This is a genomic window from Alteribacter lacisalsi (assembly GCF_003226345.1).
Classification (GTDB): Bacteria; Bacillota; Bacilli; order Bacillales; family Salisediminibacteriaceae; genus Alteribacter; species Alteribacter lacisalsi.
In genome coordinates, this window is sequence record NZ_PDOF01000002.1 from 548,548 (window position 1) to 568,140 (window position 19,593).

Below are 19,593 nucleotides of genomic sequence, written 5' to 3' on the forward strand. Positions count from 1 at the left end.
GATTTACACAGAAGGGAGATGAGCAGAATGTACGAGAAGACGGCCCGGTTTGAGCATGATTTCTGGCTGCAGGTGATGGGCGATCATGCGCGGTTCATTGAAGATTCTTTTCCGGTTACCGAAAGCGAGGATGCGGCAATTGCCAGAGAATACAAAGAAAGCTATGATCAGCTTCTCAGAAAGACGGAACGGGTGAGTGATTTCAGGCGTTTTTCAAGGGAAGCCGGCAGATTGACCGACCAGTTCAGGGACTTTAAGCTGTCAATCATCAGGAGGCACCTTGAAGGGGAGATCCGGACACACCTTCCCCCTACATTTCTTAATCATATGGTGAACGAACTGGAAGAATACCAGCTCGTTTTATCCTACCTTGAACGGGGGGAAGAACCTCCTGTCTTTCATGAACTGCACCATCACCTCGTCTGGCTCCTGGATGCAGCGGGACACGCGACCGCGATTGCCGGAAGCCTGGATATGGTTGAAAAAAGACTTCAGAAAAAAGGAGACGAGTTTGCAGGCACCTTCGAGGACTTTTATATTAAAGCGGTCGAGCTGTCCGGCTACCTGCGTTCAAATGTCGAGTCCTTTCCGGCACTGAGGCGGATGAATGAGGACGTAAAGCTTGAAATTGAGCTTTTTAAAGGGTTTCTGCAGGAAATTGAGGAGATGGAGCTGTCTAATGAGCTGCTGAGTACCTTTTCACCGCTTATGGCAGACCACATGGCACGGGAAGAATGCTATTACCTAATGAAAATCGCAGAAACAGGCGGTCTGCCAGCCCCGGAGTGTGATCCGTCAGCACCGCGGATTCAGGACGGAATGTAAATGAGTCGGAACACCCCATCAAATGATGGCAGAAGCCCCAGTGAAAAAAAGCATGTTCTCCTTTTCTGTGATCCGGGTATCGACGATGCGGTAGCCATCTATTATGCCCACTACCATCCGGATATTGAACTTGTAGGCATAGTCGCCGAGTACGGAAATACCACAACGGAGAACGCCTACAGGAACACGCTTTATTTACAGGAAGTCCTTGGCATGCATATCCCCGTCTACCGGGGTGCCAAGGGGCCGATGACCGGAAGAGAAGCAAAGCCGCACCATGATATTCACGGCCCGTACGGACTCGGAACAATAAATACAAAAGAAAACGTCGATGTTGAGGTTCCGGAGAATTTCTTTGACATCATTGATCTGATTAGGGCGTACAGCGGCAGACTGACAATTGTAACGACAGGCCGTCTCACGTCTCTTGCCACTCTATGCCTGTATTATCATGATCTAATGTGTGAAAAAGTAAAGGAAATTGTCTGTATGGCAGGGGCCTTTTTCGTCCCGGGCAATGTGACACCGCTTGCTGAGGCAAATGTCTTTGAGGATCCGGTCGCAGCCAAGCTTGTGATCGACCATGCCCCGATGCTCACAATCATACCGCTTAATGTAACCGATCAGCTTCTTGTACCGATGAGCATGATTCGGGAACTGGAAGAAGAATACGGCTATGAGTTTCTGACAGCACTGATACAGTATTACTATGACTTTTACGAAGCGGCAACCATTGATCAGCTGCTCGGGACACCTCTTCATGATGTTGTCGCATTCAGCGCTTTGATGAATCCTGAGTTTTTCACTTTCGTAACGTACAGGGTATATGTTGAGGCCCAGGGAACGGAAACGGCCGGTGTCACTTTTCCGGACGTCAGAGTACTCGAAGATCTGCCCGAAGCACCTACACATCTTGTGGCCATTCAGGCAAATGAAGCTGCATTCCTCGCGGACTTTAAGAGGGTTATGGAAGGAAAAAGATAGGAAAGCTGAAAGCAGACCCGTTAAAGATAAGGTCTGCTTTTTGCGTGTTCAGAATCCTGTTTAAAAAGGACAGCGTTCTGGTTAGACCAGAACTTCACAGCCCGTTCGGCTTTTTCAAACTCGAAGCTGTCCCTGAATTTCAGATGAAGGGAGGCGCTGCTCACCATGTGAATATCAATGGTCCGGCTCAACGGCTGCAGTTCAATCTGTCTGATCGTTTCCGGAATGTATTCTCGATAGGAATAGGATACGGTTTTTTCTGTTACCCTGAAGCGGTACTTCGTGAAAAGTGGCTTCACGAGGCCGGCGTAAATGTAAATAAGCACACTGACAATCATGAACTGGTTAAATCGTTCGAAAAGGCCGCCGGTGAACAGAAAACTGACAAGGGCAGTTAAACCGACCACCAGGGCAAACCCAAGCCAGGAATGAACCCATGCCCGGCTGTAAACCCGGTCATATTCATAGAGGACGTGCTCTTTCAGTTCGCCTCCGTTAACAGAACGCTCCACCTTTTCCTTCATATCCCCCCGTTTTGTGCGGGCCAGAATGGCAAAATAGTTGTACAAATCCCAGTGCACCACCGCAACCCCGATCAGGATCGGCCAGTGACCAGAGATGAAGAAAGTGTAAAGAGCTGTGGGAAGCAGAGCTAGCCAGATGAGTGCTCCTGTAAGATCAAGAAGAAGAGGTTTTCTCACTTCTGCTTTTGTTAAGATTGGACTTTTTACGCTTTCCTGGTCAATCCAGTGGCTGTCAAAATGGGCATCCGCAAGTTCCACCAACGGGGTATGATGGCTCAGTATCAGGCTCTGTGCTGTATAGTGGCTGATTACGTGACGGTAATACAGCAGTTCGAGATAGAAGGACGAGAGCAGTTCTTCTGTTTCATGATCATGCGTGCCGCTGTTGAGTGTATCAGCGATCAGCCCTTCACGGGCTGCAAGAAAGTCCAGACGGTCTGTGTATTCCTCAAAGAGAAAAGCAGAAGCCTTTTCAAAGGGCCTGTAAATCTCCTCCGATAGGTTCTGAGACGCGGCGACCGGAGAAAGTGCGTCCTTTAATTCGTCAATCCGGCTGGTGAACCAGTCTTTACGGGCGGCAAACCCGTTCAATTTTTCAATCAGATCCCGAATCTCCCCACTCTGACCCGGCAGCGAGACCGATTCAGGGCCTTTCCTGATCTGCGCGAGAGGCAGGAGAAGCGACTGGGCGAGTGACACCTGGAAAAAACGCCTGTATACGTTTTGGGCTGTTTCCCTCCAGTCCGTTGTCGAGTAACCTGTATCGGTAACCTTAAACCGGGTGAAATGCTGGTCCTCGTCTTTGGGCCGGTCACCAAACACATAATATTCAGTACCGTTGTATTCAACAGGGAGGGACTGCTGAAGTGAGAAGAAAGTAACGTGATAGCATGCCCAGATTTCCCCGCACCGCGGTGAGGGGGTCTGATAAAGCATTCCCGGCAGCTCCCACATGGCTCTCTTCACTTCTTTTGATCCCTTAGTGTCTGAGAGGGAGAACATTTTCCATTTTTCATGGTTGACTCGTTCGGCCAGCCTGGCTGTTTTCTTTCCTGAGAAAGGTGAAGGGGAAGTGGGCCTGTCCAGCCCGTCATGTTCATCAGCTGTCACCGTCTCTTCCTCAGCCGCAGCGGCCAGAAACGGTTCGGTCCCGTTTTCAGGTTCAGTATGGACATGCTCTTTTTCATCAGTCCCTGTTTCCGGCAGTGAATGTTCGGGAGCAAGAGCGGCATCCTTCATTACCTCCGCTGCCGGTGCAGGCTCTTCGTCCTGCACGAATTCAGGTTCGGATTCTTTTGTTGAAACCTCTTCCGTACTGAAAAATTTCTTCCTCACAAACCTTCCAATGAAAATAATCGGAAGTGCTCCGCCGGCCAAAACGGAAAACCCCACAAAAGTAAAAAGGAAAGCAGCCGGCAGATAAGTGTCTGATGCAAGGGAAACAATGAAAAGGATTGTGGCTGCAGCCATTCCGGCTAAATGCAGATGCCATTCTTTTTTCTTTTTTATCCCTGTGACAATCCATGTGATCCAGAAAAAAGCAAACAGCAGAATCGCACTCAGGAATAACCCGATTATCCCGTCTCCAACGGAAGCAGGCAGGAGGAAGACGGAAGCAGCAACGATCGCGTAAAAAAGTGAAAAAGCGGTAAAAAGAGCTTCTCTTATGGCAATAAGACAGTAAATGAGATACGTAAAAGACAGGACGAGCAGAAGAATAAAAAAACCAATTAAGAAACTGGAAAGCACAGCACTCAGCTCCGATTCCGTGTATAAGTCGTTGATTTCGTGTTCAAATCCCGGTGGAGTAATCTGGATCAGTAATCAGTGATGAAAACAAAAACAATAAGTATATTATAGTTCATTTGGAAAAAGTATGGATTTCAAATCCTGAGAGTGCTCTAAAATGACATGTTCACCTCAGTTTTGAACAAAAATGCAGGACTTCTTTCACAGTAAAGATATGGATTACACTGCAGGAGAAAGCGTTATAGGTAATATTTGGAGAATAGCGAATCAAATTATAAAAAACAGCATTGCACTGCCAAAATATAATTCGACATTTTCATCAGGTTATTTAGACCTATACAAATATTGTGTTTAAACCTTTTTTATAGTTTTAGACCACCTTTTGTCTGCTTCGGGGACTGTTGTATAGGTATTTATCTCATTTATTATTTTTCGGGAATTTAATAGTCTTAAAGAATCAGAAATTGGGTATAAACCTTTTATGGGATAAAAGATTCGTTTCTTTATACCTTATTTATGTCGAACGATATTTACAATTCATATCTTTAGACCTAATGTACGCCTTTTAATGTGAGAAAATCAACTTTCCTTGCATTAGAAGTCAGCTTAACAACAGACACATTACGGCAAAATTCTTTATTTTCCTGTATGAAAACAAAAAGATATTTGGGTCGGGACTTTATTCCCTTCCCCCGTCCAGGTGTGAACCTGTGAACAAATTGTGAACGCGCTCCGGGCTTGCGATACAGTACAAATGGCCTAGTTTGTGAATTTGAATAAACTGTTCAATGATACTAAACTATGAGAAATTATTAAAGGCAAACCGTTGCCATGGCGGTCTTTGTTGGATATTGAAACAAACCGCAAGGATGTGAAGATGGTGCTCATCAATAAAAAAAATCACAAAGTCATAATAAAAGACGTTTGGAGGGCTGGTTCCTTTTCAGCTAGGCATCTGGGGCTGATTGGTAAACGGTCGTTCTCCGAAAAAGCTCTGGCAATCCCGAAATGCAGCCAGGTTCACACGTTTTTTATGAGATTTCCGATCGATATCCTGTTCATGGATAAGCAGAATATTGTCGTCGGGAAGCAAGTTGGTCTAAAGCCGTGGCGCCTATCTGCCAGAGTTAAGGGAGCGGCCTATGTTATTGAAGCAGAAGCTGGCTCCTTTGGTGATGATATCGTCATAAATGGTGATCAGGTTGTCATTCTGATTCCCGATGATCAAAAACAAACCAAGGAGGGATCCGCATGACGGAAGCGGCCCATGCATTTGAAGAAAAAGAATCAACTCCAAAGGCGAAACGTTCGTACTGGGGAAGTGTGCTTAAAATACTCCCCGCTGTTCTGCCGCCGGTACTCCTTATTTACGCCCTGTTTGTGGTCGGCTACAACAGTTTTCTCACACCTGGTATGGGGGAGACAGCAGAAGCAACAGTGCTGACAATTTCATCCCTGCTGTTCCTGTCACTGAATGGTTTCCTTTTTGCTTTTATTTACGGGGCAGACAAGAGCAATAGCGGATTTGCCGGAAAATTGAAAGAAGGTGCCCGGACTGTCGGTGCTCATTTTGGCCCGCTTCTTTCCACATCCATTCTCTTTTTTGTTCTGATTGTTGCGGGAACGATCATGTTTATCGTCCCGGCATTAATCATGATCATACTGTTTTACCTGTATCCGTTTGTTGTCATTGAGGAAAACAAGAAAAATTTTGAAGCACTGAAAGGCAGTGCCGCACTTGTGAAAAAAGGCTGGCTCCGTGTGATGGGCTGGATTATTCTTTTTTACGTATCCTTTCTTTTTGCGGCAACTGTAGTCAGCGAACTGGCTCCAGCTTATGGGGAACAGGCGGGAGAAATTATTGGCGGTGCCGTTGTACTCCCATTTGAGGCACTTCTGTTTTATTTCGTTTATAAGAAACTAAAGGCCAAACAGCAGGGGGCATAAAAATGGTTATTCAGCCTAATTCATTCGAACCTCGTCCCGCCTCAGATGTGTTTTCAGAAGGACTCAGACTTGGAGCAATGACATTCAGATGGTATTCACCACTGTTTTATGTCCTCTCCCTACTCTATTTTGCAGGCCTTCATTTTTTATGATGGATGAGTACCGAGCCCCTCATTTCCACCGTTCTCTTGAGTTTTGGCAATATTCTTTACAGTTTTATTCTGTTTGCCTATGTCACACTGCTCGTCCTTATTCCTGAAGATACCGCAAATAAAGACCGGAGAAGGAAAGCAAGGAGGCCGCTGTTAAGGCTGTTCATACCGGTTGTTATTGCTACTGTACTATTCTTTCTTATATTCGGCGGCGGGACGCTGCTTTTTATCATTCCGGGGATTATTGCCTTTGTGTTTTTTCTTTTATTCTCTCATGTGATCACTATAGAGAACAAAACACCTTATGAAGCGTTAAAGAGAAGCGCAGTACTCATTAAAGGATCGTTCTTTAAAGCAGCCGGACTGTTTCTCATTTTCCTGGGAGCGCAGGCTCTGGTTGTAGTGACGGCAGGTTTTTATCTTCCGCTTGATACGCTCTATCTGAATGCGGCGGCCGGCGCGGCAGCTCATATTCTGATTGTGCCGTTTCAGGCAGGTGTGATGACACTTCTTTATATGGAATCTAGGGCCGATCATGAGGCGTTTGATATAAATGTCCTGCGCTACGAAGCAGAAAAAATGTTCAGAACCAAATCAGCTTAACTATTATGATCAGAAGCAGGAGGAACAGCAATGATTGGAAAAATCAGCTGGCGAATTGTCATTATTCTGGCAAGTGCCGCCATGATTGCGTTTTTCACTTATTCGTATTTAAACAGTCTGCAGGATACTACCACGGTTTACGTGTATGCAGAGGATATTCCAGTCCGTGGTGAAATAACAGCAGACCATATCGAAGAAGTCGAAGTACAGATGCAGGCTGCGGAGGCTCTTGCCACAGGGAGCATCTCTTCTCCGGACGAAGTGACTGGTGCGATCGCTCTGCATGAAATTGACCAGGGTACCATTGTCAGGCTGGATGAGAGAGCAATGGTGTTTCCGGAGGAGCGGCAAATGTATTTGCAGGCCTCAGGAGGACTGGATCTATCCGCTTTTGTACCAATGGATATGAGGCTTGTAACGGTGGCTCTGCCGCCTGAGGCAGTTGTTGACAATTCTCTGAAGCCGAACGACTGGGTGGATATCATATATACGTGGACCGATCCTGTGGATACATCGATAGTGCATACGGAGACAATCCTGCAGCAGATTGAAGTGTTTAACGTGGAAAGGCTCTCTATTGAATCGGACATGGGGAAAGAAGGTATTTCCCAGCATGTGACACTGCTTGTTAACCCCCAGCAGGCCGTTGAACTCACCCATGCCAAACGTTACGGCACCATTGATCTGACCCTGAACCCCTGGAACGGGGAGCAGGAAGAGACCAATCGCGTAAATAATAACCGCTAACTAACGTGTAATGAAGGAGAATGGCGCATGAGTACAGAGTCAGCTTCAAAAGAACAGGTACAGGAGCGTATCAGGGTTGTCACCTGCGGAATGGATCAGACATTTTTATCCCAGCTCCGTCATTTCACAGATAAAAGCCTGAATTTTATTGATATAGGGTCTTCTTTTTCAACCATTAAGGATCTGAAGGAGCACCTGGGCCGGGAAACGGCTGAAATTGCCTTTGTTCATATTTCGGAGTTTACAGATCTGGAAGAAGAACAGAAAGCATTATCAGAAACATCCCTTGCAAAACTGCTGATCGTCACTGATAAACTGGAATCATTTAAAGCAGCACCGGAACTGATGGAACCTTTTACTGAGCTCGTTTATGAACGTACCCCTGTAAGGATTCTGACAGAGCGGATGCTCACATTTGAGTCAAAAAAGAATCTGAGACTCTATACACAGGTCCATCCTGAATCCCATAAAAAGGGTCAGAAGAAAACCGTTCTTGTATACTCCGCCAAAGGAGGGGTCGGAAAAACAACCGTTGCCATCAATCTGGCCCTTCAGCTCGCCAAAAAAGAGAAGAAGGTACTGCTCGTAGATTTTGCAACATTCGGAAATGCGGCGGTTTCCCTTAATCTTCCCCGTAGAGTGCGGGGGATGTCGGAGGCCATCGGTATTCTCGACCAGCCTGCCAGGGAGGACGCAGAACTGGAGCGGTATTTGAGCGAAGCGATTTACCCGCTTCAGTTTCAGGGGAAGAAGCTCGATGTTCTTGCAGCGGCTTCTCCCATGAAAATGACGAGTCTTAACCTGGAAAAGACAGATGCTCTTCTCGCGGCAATCCAGCGTCTCGATTACGATACGGTCATTCTGGATACCTCATCGGACCTTTCTGAAAAGAATATCTCCCTGATGAGCGGGGCAACAGACTTATTGTTTGTCAGTACGACCGATATTGCCGCGAGTTCATCACTGCTGTCCACGATCGAGCTCGTGGATACACTCAACCGGCCTTTGCAGAACCGTCACCTTGTGATTAATCATTACAATGATTCCCTTGGCTTTCCAATAGCGGAGCTGGAGTCGATCTTATCGATGGACGTATCGGTTGTCATCCCGGACAAGTACGAACAGATTCAGGGGTATACAAACCGGGGTGTGCTACTTGCGGAAAAACCGGGACTAAAACTGAACCGCTTCTACCGGCAGACTGCGAATCTGATTGAGCCGGTATTTACAGACAAGGAACTTGGAAAAAGGAAAAGGCTCTTTTCAGGAAAGGGGAGACGCCGTAAATGAGTATCGAGGAAGCAATCAAACGAAAGCTCTACACGGCCGAAGATGAGGACAACCCCTATGCAAGATCTGGCCATCAGAGTGAGAGAGTGGAAGAATTAAAGAAAACCGTACGGGAACACATTATGAAAGAAACAAGCCGGAATAAACAGCTTCTCCTGCAGAAGCAGGCTTTGAATTCTGCGATATGGCATTATCTTGAAAAAGAGTCGGAAACGCAGTTTCGCGAGCTTCTGCTCACGAATGATGAAAAACGGCTGACAGCTGAAGAGATCCGTCAGCAGATGGTTGGATTCGGCATTATTGATCCACTCGTGAAGCGATCGGATATTACGGAAATTATGATCAACGGTACAGATCAGGTGTTCGTTGAGAAGGATGGGAAGCTCCAGCTTGCCTACGATGAAGATGGACAGCCACTTAAATTCGGCTCTGAAAACGAACTGCTGAACCTGATTGAAAAAATTGTAGCGCCAATTAACCGGAAGGTGGACGAAAGTGATCCAATCGTGGATGCCCGTCTGCCTGACGGGTCACGGGTAAACGTTGTGATTCGCCCGGTTTCTCTAGAAGGGCCAATTGTAACGATCCGAAAATTCCCTGAAAACCCCTACCCCATGGAAAAACTGATTGAATTTGGCGCACTGGATGAGGAAATAGCAGACTTTCTCTACCATCTCGTTCAGGCAAAATACAATGTCGTAATATCGGGAGGAACGGGATCGGGTAAGACAACTTTTCTGAATGCTCTCAGCATGTACATTCCGGGAAGTGAGCGGATTATCACAGTTGAGGATTCAGCTGAACTGAAGCTTACCCAGATCGCCAACCTCGTCAGACTGGAGACGAGACCGGCAAACATTGAGGGTAAAGGCGAAATTCCGATGCGTGAACTCGTCCGTACGGCACTCCGGATGCGTCCTGATCGAATTGTTGTCGGGGAGGTTCGCGGGGGAGAAGCGCTGGACATGCTTCAGGCAATGAATACCGGTCACGACGGCTCTCTGACAACCGGTCATGCGAACTCCGCGGCTGATATGCTTTCCCGACTTGAAACGATGGTCCTCATGTCCGGACTGGAGCTTCCGATTCCGGCGATCAGAAGACAGATCGCTTCCGCGGTGGAAATTATTGTGCACCTTGGAAGAATGAGAGACGGATCCAGGAAAGTGCTTCAGATCACGGAAGTACGTGAACTGAACAACGGGGAAATCGAAACTGTAGATTTGTTTACTTGGAAAATGGATCCTGATAAGAGCACCAGTGAAAAGCTTACAGGAAAGCTGGAGGCAGCCGGCCAGACTATGAGCCAGCAGGGCAAATGGGAAGCGGCGGGCTTTAAGCCGCCTGTGATCCGGGGGATCTCCCTGTTGGAGGAGTCTATATGACGGGGACATGGACGCTGATTGGACTTGCAGCCTCCTTTTTCATCCTGATCGCAGCATTTGTGGATCTCCTTTCTCTCAGTATTAAACGCCGGCTGCCGGTCAGAAGGGGGATCACGGATCGCTGGCGGAAACGGGGAATTGGCAGTGCAGAAACAAGTGCGGGAACAGCTTCTGACAGGGAATTAAAGCAGCCGAAGTGGAGCGTTGCGGAAATCGCAGGTACGGTGGTGCTTGCGCTGGCTCTGTTCCTGGCAGGTCTTCTGTTCTTCCGTAGTATCCTGTTTGCGTTCCTGTTCAGCCTTCTGGCAGTGTTTTATCCACGGTTCAGGAGAAAGAATGTAAGCGATAAAAGAAAAAAGCTGTTCATTACACAGTTCCGTTCGGCAATGAATTCCATCTCCAATTCCCTTCGGGCAGGTGCTTCCCTGCAGACAGCCCTCAAACGGTGCGAAGGAGACCTGGAAAAAGAACTTATGACACAGAAGGACAAGCCGGTCCTAGAGGAAATCGTAGTTATCAATCACGATATCGAATTCGGAATGTCCATCGATCAGGCTCTTCGTCAGTTCAAAGGAAAGATGAACCTGGAAGACGTGGACCAGTTTGTAGACGCGATTCTGGTTACCAGGGCAAAAGGCGGTAACCTGACACAGGTAACACGTAATACGGCAGAAAGAATATCGGATAAAATTGCGATTCAGCAGGAAATCCAGCTCGGTACCTCCCAGAAAAGAGCAGAGGCAAAAGTACTCACGATTTTTCCTGTAGTTATGGCTCTTCTTCTCATGTTCACAAACCCGGGATACATGGAACCGATGTACGAATCATTTGCCGGCAGTTTCTTTTTGTTTCTTGCCGGGGTAATGCTGGTCGCGAACTATGTCATCGGCAAACGGGTTACAAATATAGATTTGTAGGTGAAATTTATGTCAGCGATTATCGCATTTTTCATATTTATCTTCATACTGGCTCTTCTTTATCCTTCCAAAGCTGTAAGGGCTATGATTATGCGGAAACGCCTGCTTGCTCCTGCAGAAGGGGAGCGCGTGAAAAGAAAGGGCATTCTGGAGTCAGCAGCCCCTGCGGTAACCGCAGGGATGACCCTGCTGAATTTCAGGATCAGCCATGAGAGAAGAGAAGAGATGGCCGGCCGTCTTCAGCGCGCCGGTTACGAAGAAAAAATGAGTGTGGATCATTTTTACACCTTTAAGGTTCTCTGCTCCCTTGGGGCGGCTGCCTATTTTGTCCTCCTTGGTGTGGCCAGTGAACCCTTAATGTATTTACTTGCACTGATTGCGCCTCTTCTGGCTTTTGGACTTCCCGATTTCTGGCTCAAACAGCGAATCAGAGTCCGGCAGGAAAAAATCCGAAGAGAGCTTCCTTATATACTCAATTCGATCTCAATTTTGTGCGATGCAGGCATGAACTTATTTGCCTCAATCCGGGAGGTAGCCGATACGAAAGATGGCGAACTCCCGAAGGAACTTGAAAGAGTGATTAAACAGGCAGGTATGGGAGTATCCCAGGTAAAGGCTCTGGAAAACATGTCCATGCGCTGTCAGGTCGATGAAGTCAGCCGATTTGTTTCCGCTGTAACCCAGACCATCGAGCGTGGGAGCGGTGGGGTAACCGCTGTACTGAGACAGCAGGCCGCCGAAGTATGGGAGGCGAGAAAGAAAAAAGCACAGCAGCTGGGCGAACAGGCCTCTATTAAACTGTTCTTCCCTCTCGTGCTTCTCGCATTTCCGGCCCTTGCAATTTTCATCCTCGGCCCAGTAGCTATTAATCTGCTGGAATTCCTTAGAGGATAGATAACGCTACAGAGAAAGGAGGGAAAAAATGCAGTGAAAAGTAAACAGCGGAAAAAGATGGCTTGGATGCTGGCGTTTCTGATTTTGTTTCAGCCGATCGGAATGGCTTTCATGGGAATGGCAGCTCCGGGAGTTCATGTATTCGCCGAAGAAGCGGACGATGAAGATGAAGAACGTAAAAGTCCTCGTCCCGGTGTCTCCAACGCTGATGACCGCAGCGGAGGCTCACCTGGAAACCCCGGTTCTCCCGGTAACGGCGGTGGAGGTTCTGCACCGGCACCCGGCAATGGCGGCTCTAATCCTGGTGGTGGTGACACCAATCCTGGAGATGGAGGAAGCAATCCGGGAGGCGGAGAAACGAACCCTGGAGATGACGGCAGTAATCCCGGTGGAGACGGCACAAACCCTGGAGATGGCACCAGCCCCGGAGATGACGGAAGCAACCCTGGAGGAGACGGCACCAGTCCCGGAGATGACGACAGCAGCCCGGGAGGGGACGGCACAAACCCTGGAAATGACGGCAGCAATCCGGGTGAAGGCGGATCTGGTTCTGAGGGGACAGGCACAAGCCCCCGCGAAGGTGGATCCGGATCTGACGGGAGCAATTCCGGCGGAGAAGGCAGAAACGGAGAAGACAGCAGCCGGAGTTCAGGCGATGGTAATGGAGAACCGGGAAGTCAGACTGGCTCGAGCCCTGGTTCAGATGGTGATGGCAGCAGGGAATCCAGTGAAACTGGAGGCAATGGCCTTGTAAATGGTGATGTAGTGGAGACATTATTCAGCACTACTGATGATGCACTTAAGCTCGATCAGAGCCGGAGAGAGCATGGGAATTTCACCAGATCAGCAGATGCCAGACTGGCTCTGCTAGGCTACCTTAACCTGTTTGACGACCCTGTTCTTCAGGATATGTATGGTCAGATGCTTACAGAAACCGGAAATGTGATTGACAGCTTTAACCACATGGCTATTCTGGCTGCACGGACGCAAGGTGAAACAGAATTTGTGCGAGCTTATAATGAATACCTGCTGAAGGAAAGTCAATATTCTCTGACTGCGGCCAAGGTGGCAGATTCAACCAGATCAACAGGAAGTCGAATCACGCAGTTTACCAGAGGTCTGGCTGATCAAATCTCCAACACTGTCACAGGGATGGCTGCAAAAGTGGATCATTCTGTTCAACAAGCTGCCAGGTTCGTGGAAGGTGTGCAGGGAAGAATTCTCCACCATACTCAAAATATGTATGAAGCTGGAAAAGGGTCATTGAACGCCTTGCGTACGGCGATGAGTATGGAAACAGTGCAGAATTCGGCTGCATGGAGCTTTGTAACGAAGGCTGCTGAAAAAGGCGCATCCTCGTTTCATGCGACCAGGACTGCTGTGACAAATATTATTGACGGAGCAACGGCATATACAGCTAACTCCCTTAATAACTTCAATCTTACTGCGATGGTGGGTAGTGCCGGTCAGACAATCAGCAATGCAGCAGGGTCGGTTGCTGATGCTGGTAAAAACCTGTTCCAGACCATTAACAACAGTAAGCCTGTCAGCTGGATGAAGACTTTTGCCAATACACCGATTGGAAAAGCAACCGGAGGAGCGCTTAATGCCTTTGCCATTTTTGACGGAGCGGCAAATGCCATGGACAGCAGCAACTCAGGATGGGAAAGAACCGGCCATGGTCTTAACGCCGTTAGTGGTGCACTTGGTCTTGCGGCTACTGGTGTATTTATCTTTGCCGGGGCCACAGTCGCGGCACCGATCCTTGCTATTGGTGCAACAGTAGTTGGACTTGCTGCATTCGGTATTCTGTATGGACCAAAGATTGCCGAAGGAGCAAAAAAGGCATGGAACTGGACGACGGATCAGTTCAGCAGCTTTACTTCTGATCCGGCAGGGTATGCGAGCGATGTCGGCAATAAGGTCAAAGATGGGATATCCAATGCGTTTGACAGTGGTAAAAACTTTGTAAGCGGGCTTTTCGGTAGTTAGGAGAGGGCTGTAATGTTCAATAAGAAATTACTAATTGGAACTACACTGGTAATGGTGCTGGCCGCCGGATGCGGCGCCGGCACCACTCCCTCTTCACAGAACATGGAAGCGGAAGAGGAACCAGGAGTAAACCATGTTTATATGGACGAAAAATTACTTCACCGTATGGCGCAGAGAGGATATGAGCCGGATGCTGAGGCTGCTGCCATTGAAGAGCAGGCGGAAACGGATGAGGACGAATCCGGCGATCGTAACCAGGAGGAAGAGGGAGATTCAGCTTACTCTCATGTTACGGGACTTGCTGCAGAAGATGACTGGGCATTAACAGAACTTATCATTAACGAGGCTGACAAAGAACGTTTCACGGACGAACAGCTGGCGTATTTTGCTGAAGACCAGGAGGAGCGTTTTCCCCCGGTAAAAGAAGGCCGTGTCCAGGCCGTGGCCTCGGTCATATATCAGCAGGATGACTCTCTTCTGCTGATGGGTGTTCTGCGGAATGGCACAGAGAATGAGAGTTTTTCGCTGGAGCGGCTTGAAGGATCCGTACTAACCCTGATGGACAGCAATCTGTCGTCCTGGGCCAGAACGTCGTTTAGTGCAGACATTTCCCATGTAGAACTTGAAGCCGGTCAGGCAGTTCCATTTAAACAGGCCATTCCAATGGAAGATGTACATCATCCGGAATTTGATTTTGAGTATTTTCAGTACTTCCTTACATTCCAGCTTAGTTCAGAAGAAGAGCCGGCTGATGCAGAGGAAGAAGAATCTGAAACAGAAGAGGAAAACGAAGACCAGGAAGATGAGTGACAAATATATTAAAACGGAGGAATATAAAATGAACTTTTTGAAAAATTTCTGGAAAGATGAAAGCGGACAGGCTTTGAGTGAGTACGGTGTAATTCTTGGAATCGTTCTTGTAGGAGTGATCACGGTCATTATCGCATTCAGAGACCAGATCCAAAATGTATTTGAAACCATTATCAACTCACTTAATATGTAAACGGCAGATGGGAGGGTTTTAGGATGATCTGGTATGTAACGGGGCTTGTTATGGTCATTACAGCAGTCGATATTAAAACAAGAAAAATCCCAAACCCTCTCATCCTCCTTGTTTTTTTCAGTATTCTGGTGTTTCAGTTATTTGAAGGAGCACTTTTACCGGGCCTTGCCAGTTTCGCTGCAACCTTTGCTTTGTTTCTGGTCCTGTATATTGTTCGTTTTCTCGGTGCAGGAGATGTAAAGCTCATTTCAGCCATTTCGCCTCTGTTTTTAATGCCAGAACTCTTTTATTACTGGTTTCTTACAGCAGCAGCCGGAATTCTGATTTCCGTTATTCATGTGATTGTGGCGAACAGGTGGAATCAGATGATGAAACAGGTTTACCGGATGGTTGTTTTCAGACAGGCTCGTTCCGGCACGGAGAAAATAGAACAAGCGTTATCGTTTCCGTTCTCAATTGCGGTTTTACTTGTATGGGGAGTGATGAATGTATGGGTCGGTTATTAAAAAGAACCCGTAAAAATGAAGAAGGTCAGGCGGTTACGGAATTTGCCCTCGTTCTTCCAGCACTTGTACTCCTGATTGTTGGAGGCCTGATCCTTGGAATTGCCGCATACAATCAGGTGGTTGTGGTGACAGCTGCCAACCAGGGGGCCAGACTGGGAGCGGCTCTGGCGGCAGATGAGGATATACCTATGCACGTGGCAGCAAGCAGGGCGAGAAGCTCAACTGAAAGTGCGCTGTCAAGCACAACAGGGCACTGCAGCCCGGCAAATGCCCATCCGAATGGGGATGGCAGCAGCTTCATTGTGGATGTATCCTGTGAATATGCGCTTCCCATCCCTTTTATGAATACAAGTCCTTTGACGCTCAGTCACAGGGCAACCTATCATATATTTGAGTGAGTGTGATGAATGTGTCAAATGAAAAAGGTGTCGTTGTCCCTCTGATAGCAGTACTGATTCCTGTTTTTCTCGGGATCATCGGTCTGGCGGTGGATACGGGGTTTATGGCTGCCAATTATTTCAGACTGGCAAACGCTGCCGATGCAGCCGCGTATGCTTCTCTGGACGGATATGACAGGGAAGTCTGGGAGAGCGAAGGGAGAATCGTCATTGACCCACAAGAGGCGAGACAGCTTGCCGAACATTATCTGAGGGAAAATATGGGTGGGGCCTCAATCACCAGTTTTCAGGTGGAGGAGACCTCCGTAACAATTGAAGCAGAAACCAATTCACCTGTTTTCTTTATGCAGCTGTTCGGGTTTTCTGATCAGCAGCTTTCCGCAATGGCGGGGGCTGATCTGTCTGATCCGAACGACTAATTGAAATGCAAGGAGAGAGACTGATATGAAAAAAACGGAGTATGCCTGGCTGCACAGACAAAAGCCAAAGCATCTGCTGAAAAAAGCCGATGTATCCGAAATCCCCTTTCAGAAAAAAGAGATTTCCAGATTTATAACACTGGATGGTCAAAGAATGGCGCTGGCTGGAAGCATAGTAGCCGACCACAAAGGCGAACAGTTTTTTTCGGTTTTTTCAGTCATTGACGAAAATGGTGACACGATAACAGATGAAAGAAAACAGCGTTTGATCCATCGCTATACAGCCTACCTGAGTCTGGGCAGTTATTTACACAACCTCCTTCAGGTTCTGGCAGATCAGGAGCAGAATAAGGCTGCTGATCCGGAAACACTTAAAATTTTTTTAACTGAGAGTGGCCTGCCTATACGCACAGCAGAGTTTTTATCAGAAGGGATTAACCCATGGCTGATCCGGAAACTGGAGTATTTAACGGGCCGGTATGATCGGTTGGCTGATGAGACCGACCTTTCTGCAAATGACTTTAAGGATTTGATGGAGGAAGTAGACCAATTCTGGCACAATTACAAGGAGCGCTTTTCTTATTTGAATCAGTTGGCTGCTGCCGGATTAAAGCCTGAAAAGATTCGGAATCCTGAAAGTAAAGAACAGATTCTCCGACTGCTTGATGAAAACCGGACGAAAAATAGAGCACTCTCATCCTTTACGATGTGGTTCCAGGAAAATTCAACGGTTGACGGCAGCCTGGAGTCAGTTATTAACCGCCATTTCAAAGCAGCTCACAACAGCATGGTGGATCCATCAGCAGCCCGTCTGACCGGACTCGAAAAAACGCTTCTCCTGATGATTAAGATCTTAAAACCGATCATTTATGTGATTGTAATCCCTATCAGTGTTCTTATTTTTATTGGAACAGGGTTTAATTTTACCGTACTTATTTTTCCTCTTGCATTTCTCCTTGTATATAAGCCGATCTTTGATCAGCTTAATAAGCACCTGAAACTTAAAATCTATTATCGGTGGCTGGAGAGTAACCGGAATTTGGACCAGGTAGAATCAGCTCAAATTCAGACTGATGAAGAAGTGAATCAAGTAAAAGAGATGACTTCAGTGACTTTTAGGGTAACGGCCTTGAATCGGTCCCATCTCTGCTATTATTTTTCTGCTGTTATTTTTATCGTAGGTGTTTTCGGACTTTTTCGTGACGGCACAACGGGACTCGCGTTGATCTTTATTGGTGTTGGTCTGTTTTTCGGTTTAATCGGTATGATTGTCCCGAAAACATCGCTGGCAAAAACAGAAATAACTTTTCAGGATCATTTCTTCATGGAAGGAAAAAATGAAATGTTTCCTGCTGAGTTTACGGCTGTGAACTGGATCGAAGATAAAAATGTTTTAAGACTGGATCGCCATAATAAGACTAAATTCCGATATGTAATTGATGAGAATGATAAAGACAAACTTCCGTACGTAGCAAAGTGGGCGGAAGCGAAAAAAATTGATTATAAAATAGTGAACTAGGTGATGAATATGAAATCTATGATAGGGATTCTTGCTTTCTTTTCAGTAATCGTACTGTCAGCCTGCGGAGGAGAAAACCCAGAAGCTGAAGCGGAACATCGGTCCTTCGAGGATGTGAAACAGGAAAACTTCCCATTCGAAGAAGCAAACGAGTTTACCGGAATGATGAGCGAGGATATTGACCGGTCGGAACTTATTGCAAAGCATGGGCAAGTCATGGAACTGGCGGAACAGGCTTACCAGGATATGGAGCAGCAGCAGTATGAAACTCCGGAAATGGAAGAGGTGCATACACTCTACCTTGAATCTCTCAGCAGTATGATAACGGCTTTTTCCGCCCTGGAAGGAGAAATGGAGGACAGCCTGTCTGATGACGTGCTGCAGACCTTTATGGAAAATCAGGAAAATGCCATCCGCTACTGGATGGACTCCTATTTAACAGCCCAGGAGGAGATCTATGGTGATGAAGACGCGGAGGCAGAAGTCCAGGATATTCTTGACAGATTGTCAGGCAGTTAGTGAAAAGTGAGGTAAAAAGAAAGACAGGAGTATGCAATAAATTGGATTAGGTGATCGTATGAAAACGATGAAATGGTTCCTTCTATCTCTTACTGGTATTATTTTCACCGGATGTGGGGCAGGAGTAAATGATGAAGCAGTAGAAGAGCATCAATCATTTGAGGCTGTGCAGGAGGAACATTGGCCATTTGAAAAATTAAACGAGTTTAACCGTCTGATTGCGTCTGACGCCGAGCAGACTGAGTTAACGGAAAAACATCAGGAAATGACGGGCCTTGTAAATCAGGCTTATGAAGCCATGCAGGAAGAACACTATGAGACAGAGGAAATGATTCAGGTGCATGGTCTGTATCTCGATTCGTTAAGAAGCCTTGATAGGTCCCTGGGCGAATTGGAAGGTGAATTAGAAGATAATTTACCAGACGAGTCTCTTCAGGCCTTTTTAAATCACCAGGAGGATTCTGTACGTTACATGCTGGAATCTCATGTAAAAGCCCGTCAGGATATTTACGGTGATGACGAAGCAGAAGCCGAGGCTAATGAGCTTTTGAACCGATTCGAAGGAAATAACTGAAATACACTAAAAGGCAGGTGGCGACACCTGTTTTTTTACAGTTTTGGCAAAAGTTTAATGATAGACTGAATACAGAATGGCTGGCAGGAGGAAAGAGAACGAAATGAACAGGCGGCGTTTTATCATTGGAACGATCTTTATTACGAGTATTCTTTCGGCCTGCACCGCTGACCGCGGACTGGAGGGTGATTATAGAATATATCTGGATGCGAAAGAGGAGCATGATCCCGTAAACGAGTTTCAGGCATCCATGAGTGATCTCTTTGGAGAGACGTCGGCGGGTTACGGGGAAGCCGTTGAACGATTTGAGGAAGCGGAGGAAAAAGTGGACGAGGCCATCGGCGCCTCTGAGGACCTTTCTTTTGAAACAAACGAAGTAAAGGAAATCAATCAATACTATCTGGAGAGGCTGTACCAGTCCAGAAGCATTTTGGAGATGTTTGAAGAAGATCTGGACATGGTTCTCACAGAGGGGATACCGGAAGATTTTCTGGAGAGTTTTGATATCATGATCCAGCAGGCAAATCAGTATGATGCCATGAGAGTAAATGCGGAACTGGAGTATGATTTAAGAGATGAGGACGACATCACTCCGGAAGAGGAAGAGCTGATGGATCGTTATCTGAATGAATGATGGTTATTGTGG

Annotated in this window: 21 protein-coding genes; 20 read left to right on the forward strand and 1 reads right to left on the reverse strand. The window is 47.0% G+C overall.

The genetic code is table 11. The features are described 5' to 3' along the window. Positions 1-18: 18 nt before the first annotated feature. Together CR205_RS14125 and CR205_RS14130 are read left to right on the forward strand one after the other, a co-directional pair. On the forward strand, positions 19-825 hold the full coding sequence (locus tag CR205_RS14125; protein WP_110520748.1) for a DUF2935 domain-containing protein: 807 nt from the start codon (positions 19-21) through the stop codon (positions 823-825). Then, positions 826-1,809 carry a nucleoside hydrolase gene (locus tag CR205_RS14130; protein ID WP_110520749.1) on the forward strand — a complete coding sequence of 328 codons (984 nt, stop codon included), beginning with the start codon at positions 826-828 and terminating at the stop codon, positions 1,807-1,809. It abuts the gene before it with no gap. A 20-nt stretch (positions 1,810-1,829) separates the two neighbouring features. Here the strand turns inward: CR205_RS14130 and CR205_RS14135 are convergent, their stop codons facing one another. After that, positions 1,830-4,082, reverse strand: coding sequence for a voltage-gated chloride channel family protein (locus CR205_RS14135; RefSeq protein WP_110520750.1), 2,253 nt, complete (start codon positions 4,080-4,082; stop codon positions 1,830-1,832). Between the two features lie 844 nt (positions 4,083-4,926). On the opposite strand from CR205_RS14135, the gene CR205_RS14140 reads away from it, so the two are divergent. The 18 genes from CR205_RS14140 to CR205_RS14225 all read left to right on the forward strand — a co-directional run bounded on the left by CR205_RS14140 (position 4,927) and on the right by CR205_RS14225 (position 19,581). After that, the gene (locus tag CR205_RS14140) at positions 4,927-5,337 is read left to right on the forward strand and encodes a DUF192 domain-containing protein (protein ID WP_142669900.1); all 411 of its coding nucleotides are present in this window, start codon (positions 4,927-4,929) and stop codon (positions 5,335-5,337) included. Further along, a complete protein-coding gene (locus tag CR205_RS14145) occupies positions 5,334-6,029 on the forward strand; it encodes a hypothetical protein (RefSeq protein ID WP_110520752.1) in 696 nt (231 codons plus the stop codon). The genes CR205_RS14140 and CR205_RS14145 overlap by 4 nt, the downstream gene beginning before the upstream one ends. Positions 6,030-6,184: 155 nt before the next feature. Then, positions 6,185-6,784: a hypothetical protein gene (locus CR205_RS14150; RefSeq protein ID WP_110520753.1), complete on the forward strand. Its 600-nt coding sequence runs from the start codon at positions 6,185-6,187 to the stop codon at positions 6,782-6,784. Between the two features lie 30 nt (positions 6,785-6,814). Then, positions 6,815-7,531 carry a Flp pilus assembly protein CpaB gene (cpaB, locus tag CR205_RS14155; protein ID WP_110520754.1) on the forward strand — a complete coding sequence of 239 codons (717 nt, stop codon included), beginning with the start codon at positions 6,815-6,817 and terminating at the stop codon, positions 7,529-7,531. A 27-nt stretch (positions 7,532-7,558) separates the two neighbouring features. Further along, entirely contained in the window at positions 7,559-8,821 is a 1,263-nt protein-coding gene (locus tag CR205_RS14160) for an AAA family ATPase (RefSeq protein ID WP_110520755.1), read from the forward strand. Further along, complete coding sequence (locus tag CR205_RS14165) at positions 8,818-10,206, forward strand: CpaF family protein (RefSeq protein WP_110520756.1); 1,389 nt, start codon at positions 8,818-8,820, stop codon at positions 10,204-10,206. The genes CR205_RS14160 and CR205_RS14165 overlap by 4 nt, the downstream gene beginning before the upstream one ends. Then, a complete protein-coding gene (locus CR205_RS14170; protein WP_110520757.1) occupies positions 10,203-11,123 on the forward strand; it encodes a type II secretion system F family protein in 921 nt (306 codons plus the stop codon). The genes CR205_RS14165 and CR205_RS14170 overlap by 4 nt, the downstream gene beginning before the upstream one ends. A gap of 9 nt (positions 11,124-11,132) precedes the next feature. Further along, on the forward strand, positions 11,133-12,017 hold the full coding sequence (locus CR205_RS14175; RefSeq protein WP_110520758.1) for a type II secretion system F family protein: 885 nt from the start codon (positions 11,133-11,135) through the stop codon (positions 12,015-12,017). A gap of 33 nt (positions 12,018-12,050) precedes the next feature. Then, positions 12,051-14,009, forward strand: a complete 1,959-nt coding sequence (locus CR205_RS14180; RefSeq protein ID WP_110520759.1) for an ICP22 family protein — start codon at positions 12,051-12,053, stop codon at positions 14,007-14,009. Between the two features lie 12 nt (positions 14,010-14,021). Beyond that, a complete protein-coding gene (locus tag CR205_RS14185) occupies positions 14,022-14,819 on the forward strand; it encodes an SLAP domain-containing protein (protein WP_110520760.1) in 798 nt (265 codons plus the stop codon). A 28-nt stretch (positions 14,820-14,847) separates the two neighbouring features. After that, positions 14,848-15,012 (forward strand): Flp family type IVb pilin, encoded by a 165-nt coding sequence (locus CR205_RS14190; protein WP_110520974.1) that lies wholly within the window; start codon positions 14,848-14,850, stop codon positions 15,010-15,012. A 23-nt stretch (positions 15,013-15,035) separates the two neighbouring features. Further along, positions 15,036-15,518, forward strand: a complete 483-nt coding sequence (locus tag CR205_RS14195; protein ID WP_110520761.1) for an A24 family peptidase — start codon at positions 15,036-15,038, stop codon at positions 15,516-15,518. After that, positions 15,503-15,916, forward strand: a complete 414-nt coding sequence (locus tag CR205_RS14200; RefSeq protein WP_161524787.1) for a TadE/TadG family type IV pilus assembly protein — start codon at positions 15,503-15,505, stop codon at positions 15,914-15,916. Before CR205_RS14195 ends, CR205_RS14200 begins: the two co-directional genes overlap by 16 nt. Before the next feature lie 5 nt (positions 15,917-15,921). Beyond that, the gene (locus CR205_RS14205) at positions 15,922-16,335 is read left to right on the forward strand and encodes a pilus assembly protein TadG-related protein (RefSeq protein ID WP_110520763.1); all 414 of its coding nucleotides are present in this window, start codon (positions 15,922-15,924) and stop codon (positions 16,333-16,335) included. A gap of 25 nt (positions 16,336-16,360) precedes the next feature. Continuing rightward, a complete protein-coding gene (locus CR205_RS14210; protein ID WP_110520764.1) occupies positions 16,361-17,854 on the forward strand; it encodes a hypothetical protein in 1,494 nt (497 codons plus the stop codon). Positions 17,855-17,863: 9 nt separating this feature from the next. Then, the gene (locus tag CR205_RS14215) at positions 17,864-18,373 is read left to right on the forward strand and encodes a hypothetical protein (protein ID WP_110520765.1); all 510 of its coding nucleotides are present in this window, start codon (positions 17,864-17,866) and stop codon (positions 18,371-18,373) included. Positions 18,374-18,431: 58 nt separating this feature from the next. Further along, complete coding sequence (locus tag CR205_RS14220) at positions 18,432-18,947, forward strand: hypothetical protein (protein WP_110520766.1); 516 nt, start codon at positions 18,432-18,434, stop codon at positions 18,945-18,947. 103 nt (positions 18,948-19,050) lie between these two features. Continuing rightward, a complete protein-coding gene (locus CR205_RS14225; RefSeq protein WP_110520767.1) occupies positions 19,051-19,581 on the forward strand; it encodes a hypothetical protein in 531 nt (176 codons plus the stop codon). The last annotated feature ends 12 nt before the right edge of the window (positions 19,582-19,593 follow it).

Excerpts from the sequence above, each read along its gene's own strand:
- CR205_RS14125 (WP_110520748.1), top strand. The coding sequence starts at position 19 with ATGAGCAGAATGTACGAGAAGACGGCCCGGTTTGAGCATGATTTCTGG.
- CR205_RS14200 (WP_161524787.1), top strand. The coding sequence starts at position 15,503 with ATGGGTCGGTTATTAAAAAGAACCCGTAAAAATGAAGAAGGTCAGGCG.
- CR205_RS14175 (WP_110520758.1), top strand. The coding sequence starts at position 11,133 with ATGTCAGCGATTATCGCATTTTTCATATTTATCTTCATACTGGCTCTT.
- CR205_RS14185 (WP_110520760.1), top strand. The coding sequence starts at position 14,022 with ATGTTCAATAAGAAATTACTAATTGGAACTACACTGGTAATGGTGCTG.
- CR205_RS14215 (WP_110520765.1), top strand. The coding sequence starts at position 17,864 with ATGAAATCTATGATAGGGATTCTTGCTTTCTTTTCAGTAATCGTACTG.
- CR205_RS14205 (WP_110520763.1), top strand. The coding sequence starts at position 15,922 with ATGAATGTGTCAAATGAAAAAGGTGTCGTTGTCCCTCTGATAGCAGTA.
- CR205_RS14130 (WP_110520749.1), top strand. The coding sequence starts at position 826 with ATGAGTCGGAACACCCCATCAAATGATGGCAGAAGCCCCAGTGAAAAA.
- CR205_RS14170 (WP_110520757.1), top strand. The coding sequence starts at position 10,203 with ATGACGGGGACATGGACGCTGATTGGACTTGCAGCCTCCTTTTTCATC.
- CR205_RS14220 (WP_110520766.1), top strand. The coding sequence starts at position 18,432 with ATGAAAACGATGAAATGGTTCCTTCTATCTCTTACTGGTATTATTTTC.
- CR205_RS14210 (WP_110520764.1), top strand. The coding sequence starts at position 16,361 with ATGAAAAAAACGGAGTATGCCTGGCTGCACAGACAAAAGCCAAAGCAT.
- CR205_RS14195 (WP_110520761.1), top strand. The coding sequence starts at position 15,036 with ATGATCTGGTATGTAACGGGGCTTGTTATGGTCATTACAGCAGTCGAT.
- cpaB (WP_110520754.1), top strand. The coding sequence starts at position 6,815 with ATGATTGGAAAAATCAGCTGGCGAATTGTCATTATTCTGGCAAGTGCC.
- CR205_RS14145 (WP_110520752.1), top strand. The coding sequence starts at position 5,334 with ATGACGGAAGCGGCCCATGCATTTGAAGAAAAAGAATCAACTCCAAAG.
- CR205_RS14165 (WP_110520756.1), top strand. The coding sequence starts at position 8,818 with ATGAGTATCGAGGAAGCAATCAAACGAAAGCTCTACACGGCCGAAGAT.
- CR205_RS14225 (WP_110520767.1), top strand. The coding sequence starts at position 19,051 with ATGAACAGGCGGCGTTTTATCATTGGAACGATCTTTATTACGAGTATT.
- CR205_RS14150 (WP_110520753.1), top strand. The coding sequence starts at position 6,185 with ATGAGTACCGAGCCCCTCATTTCCACCGTTCTCTTGAGTTTTGGCAAT.
- CR205_RS14190 (WP_110520974.1), top strand. The coding sequence starts at position 14,848 with ATGAACTTTTTGAAAAATTTCTGGAAAGATGAAAGCGGACAGGCTTTG.
- CR205_RS14160 (WP_110520755.1), top strand. The coding sequence starts at position 7,559 with ATGAGTACAGAGTCAGCTTCAAAAGAACAGGTACAGGAGCGTATCAGG.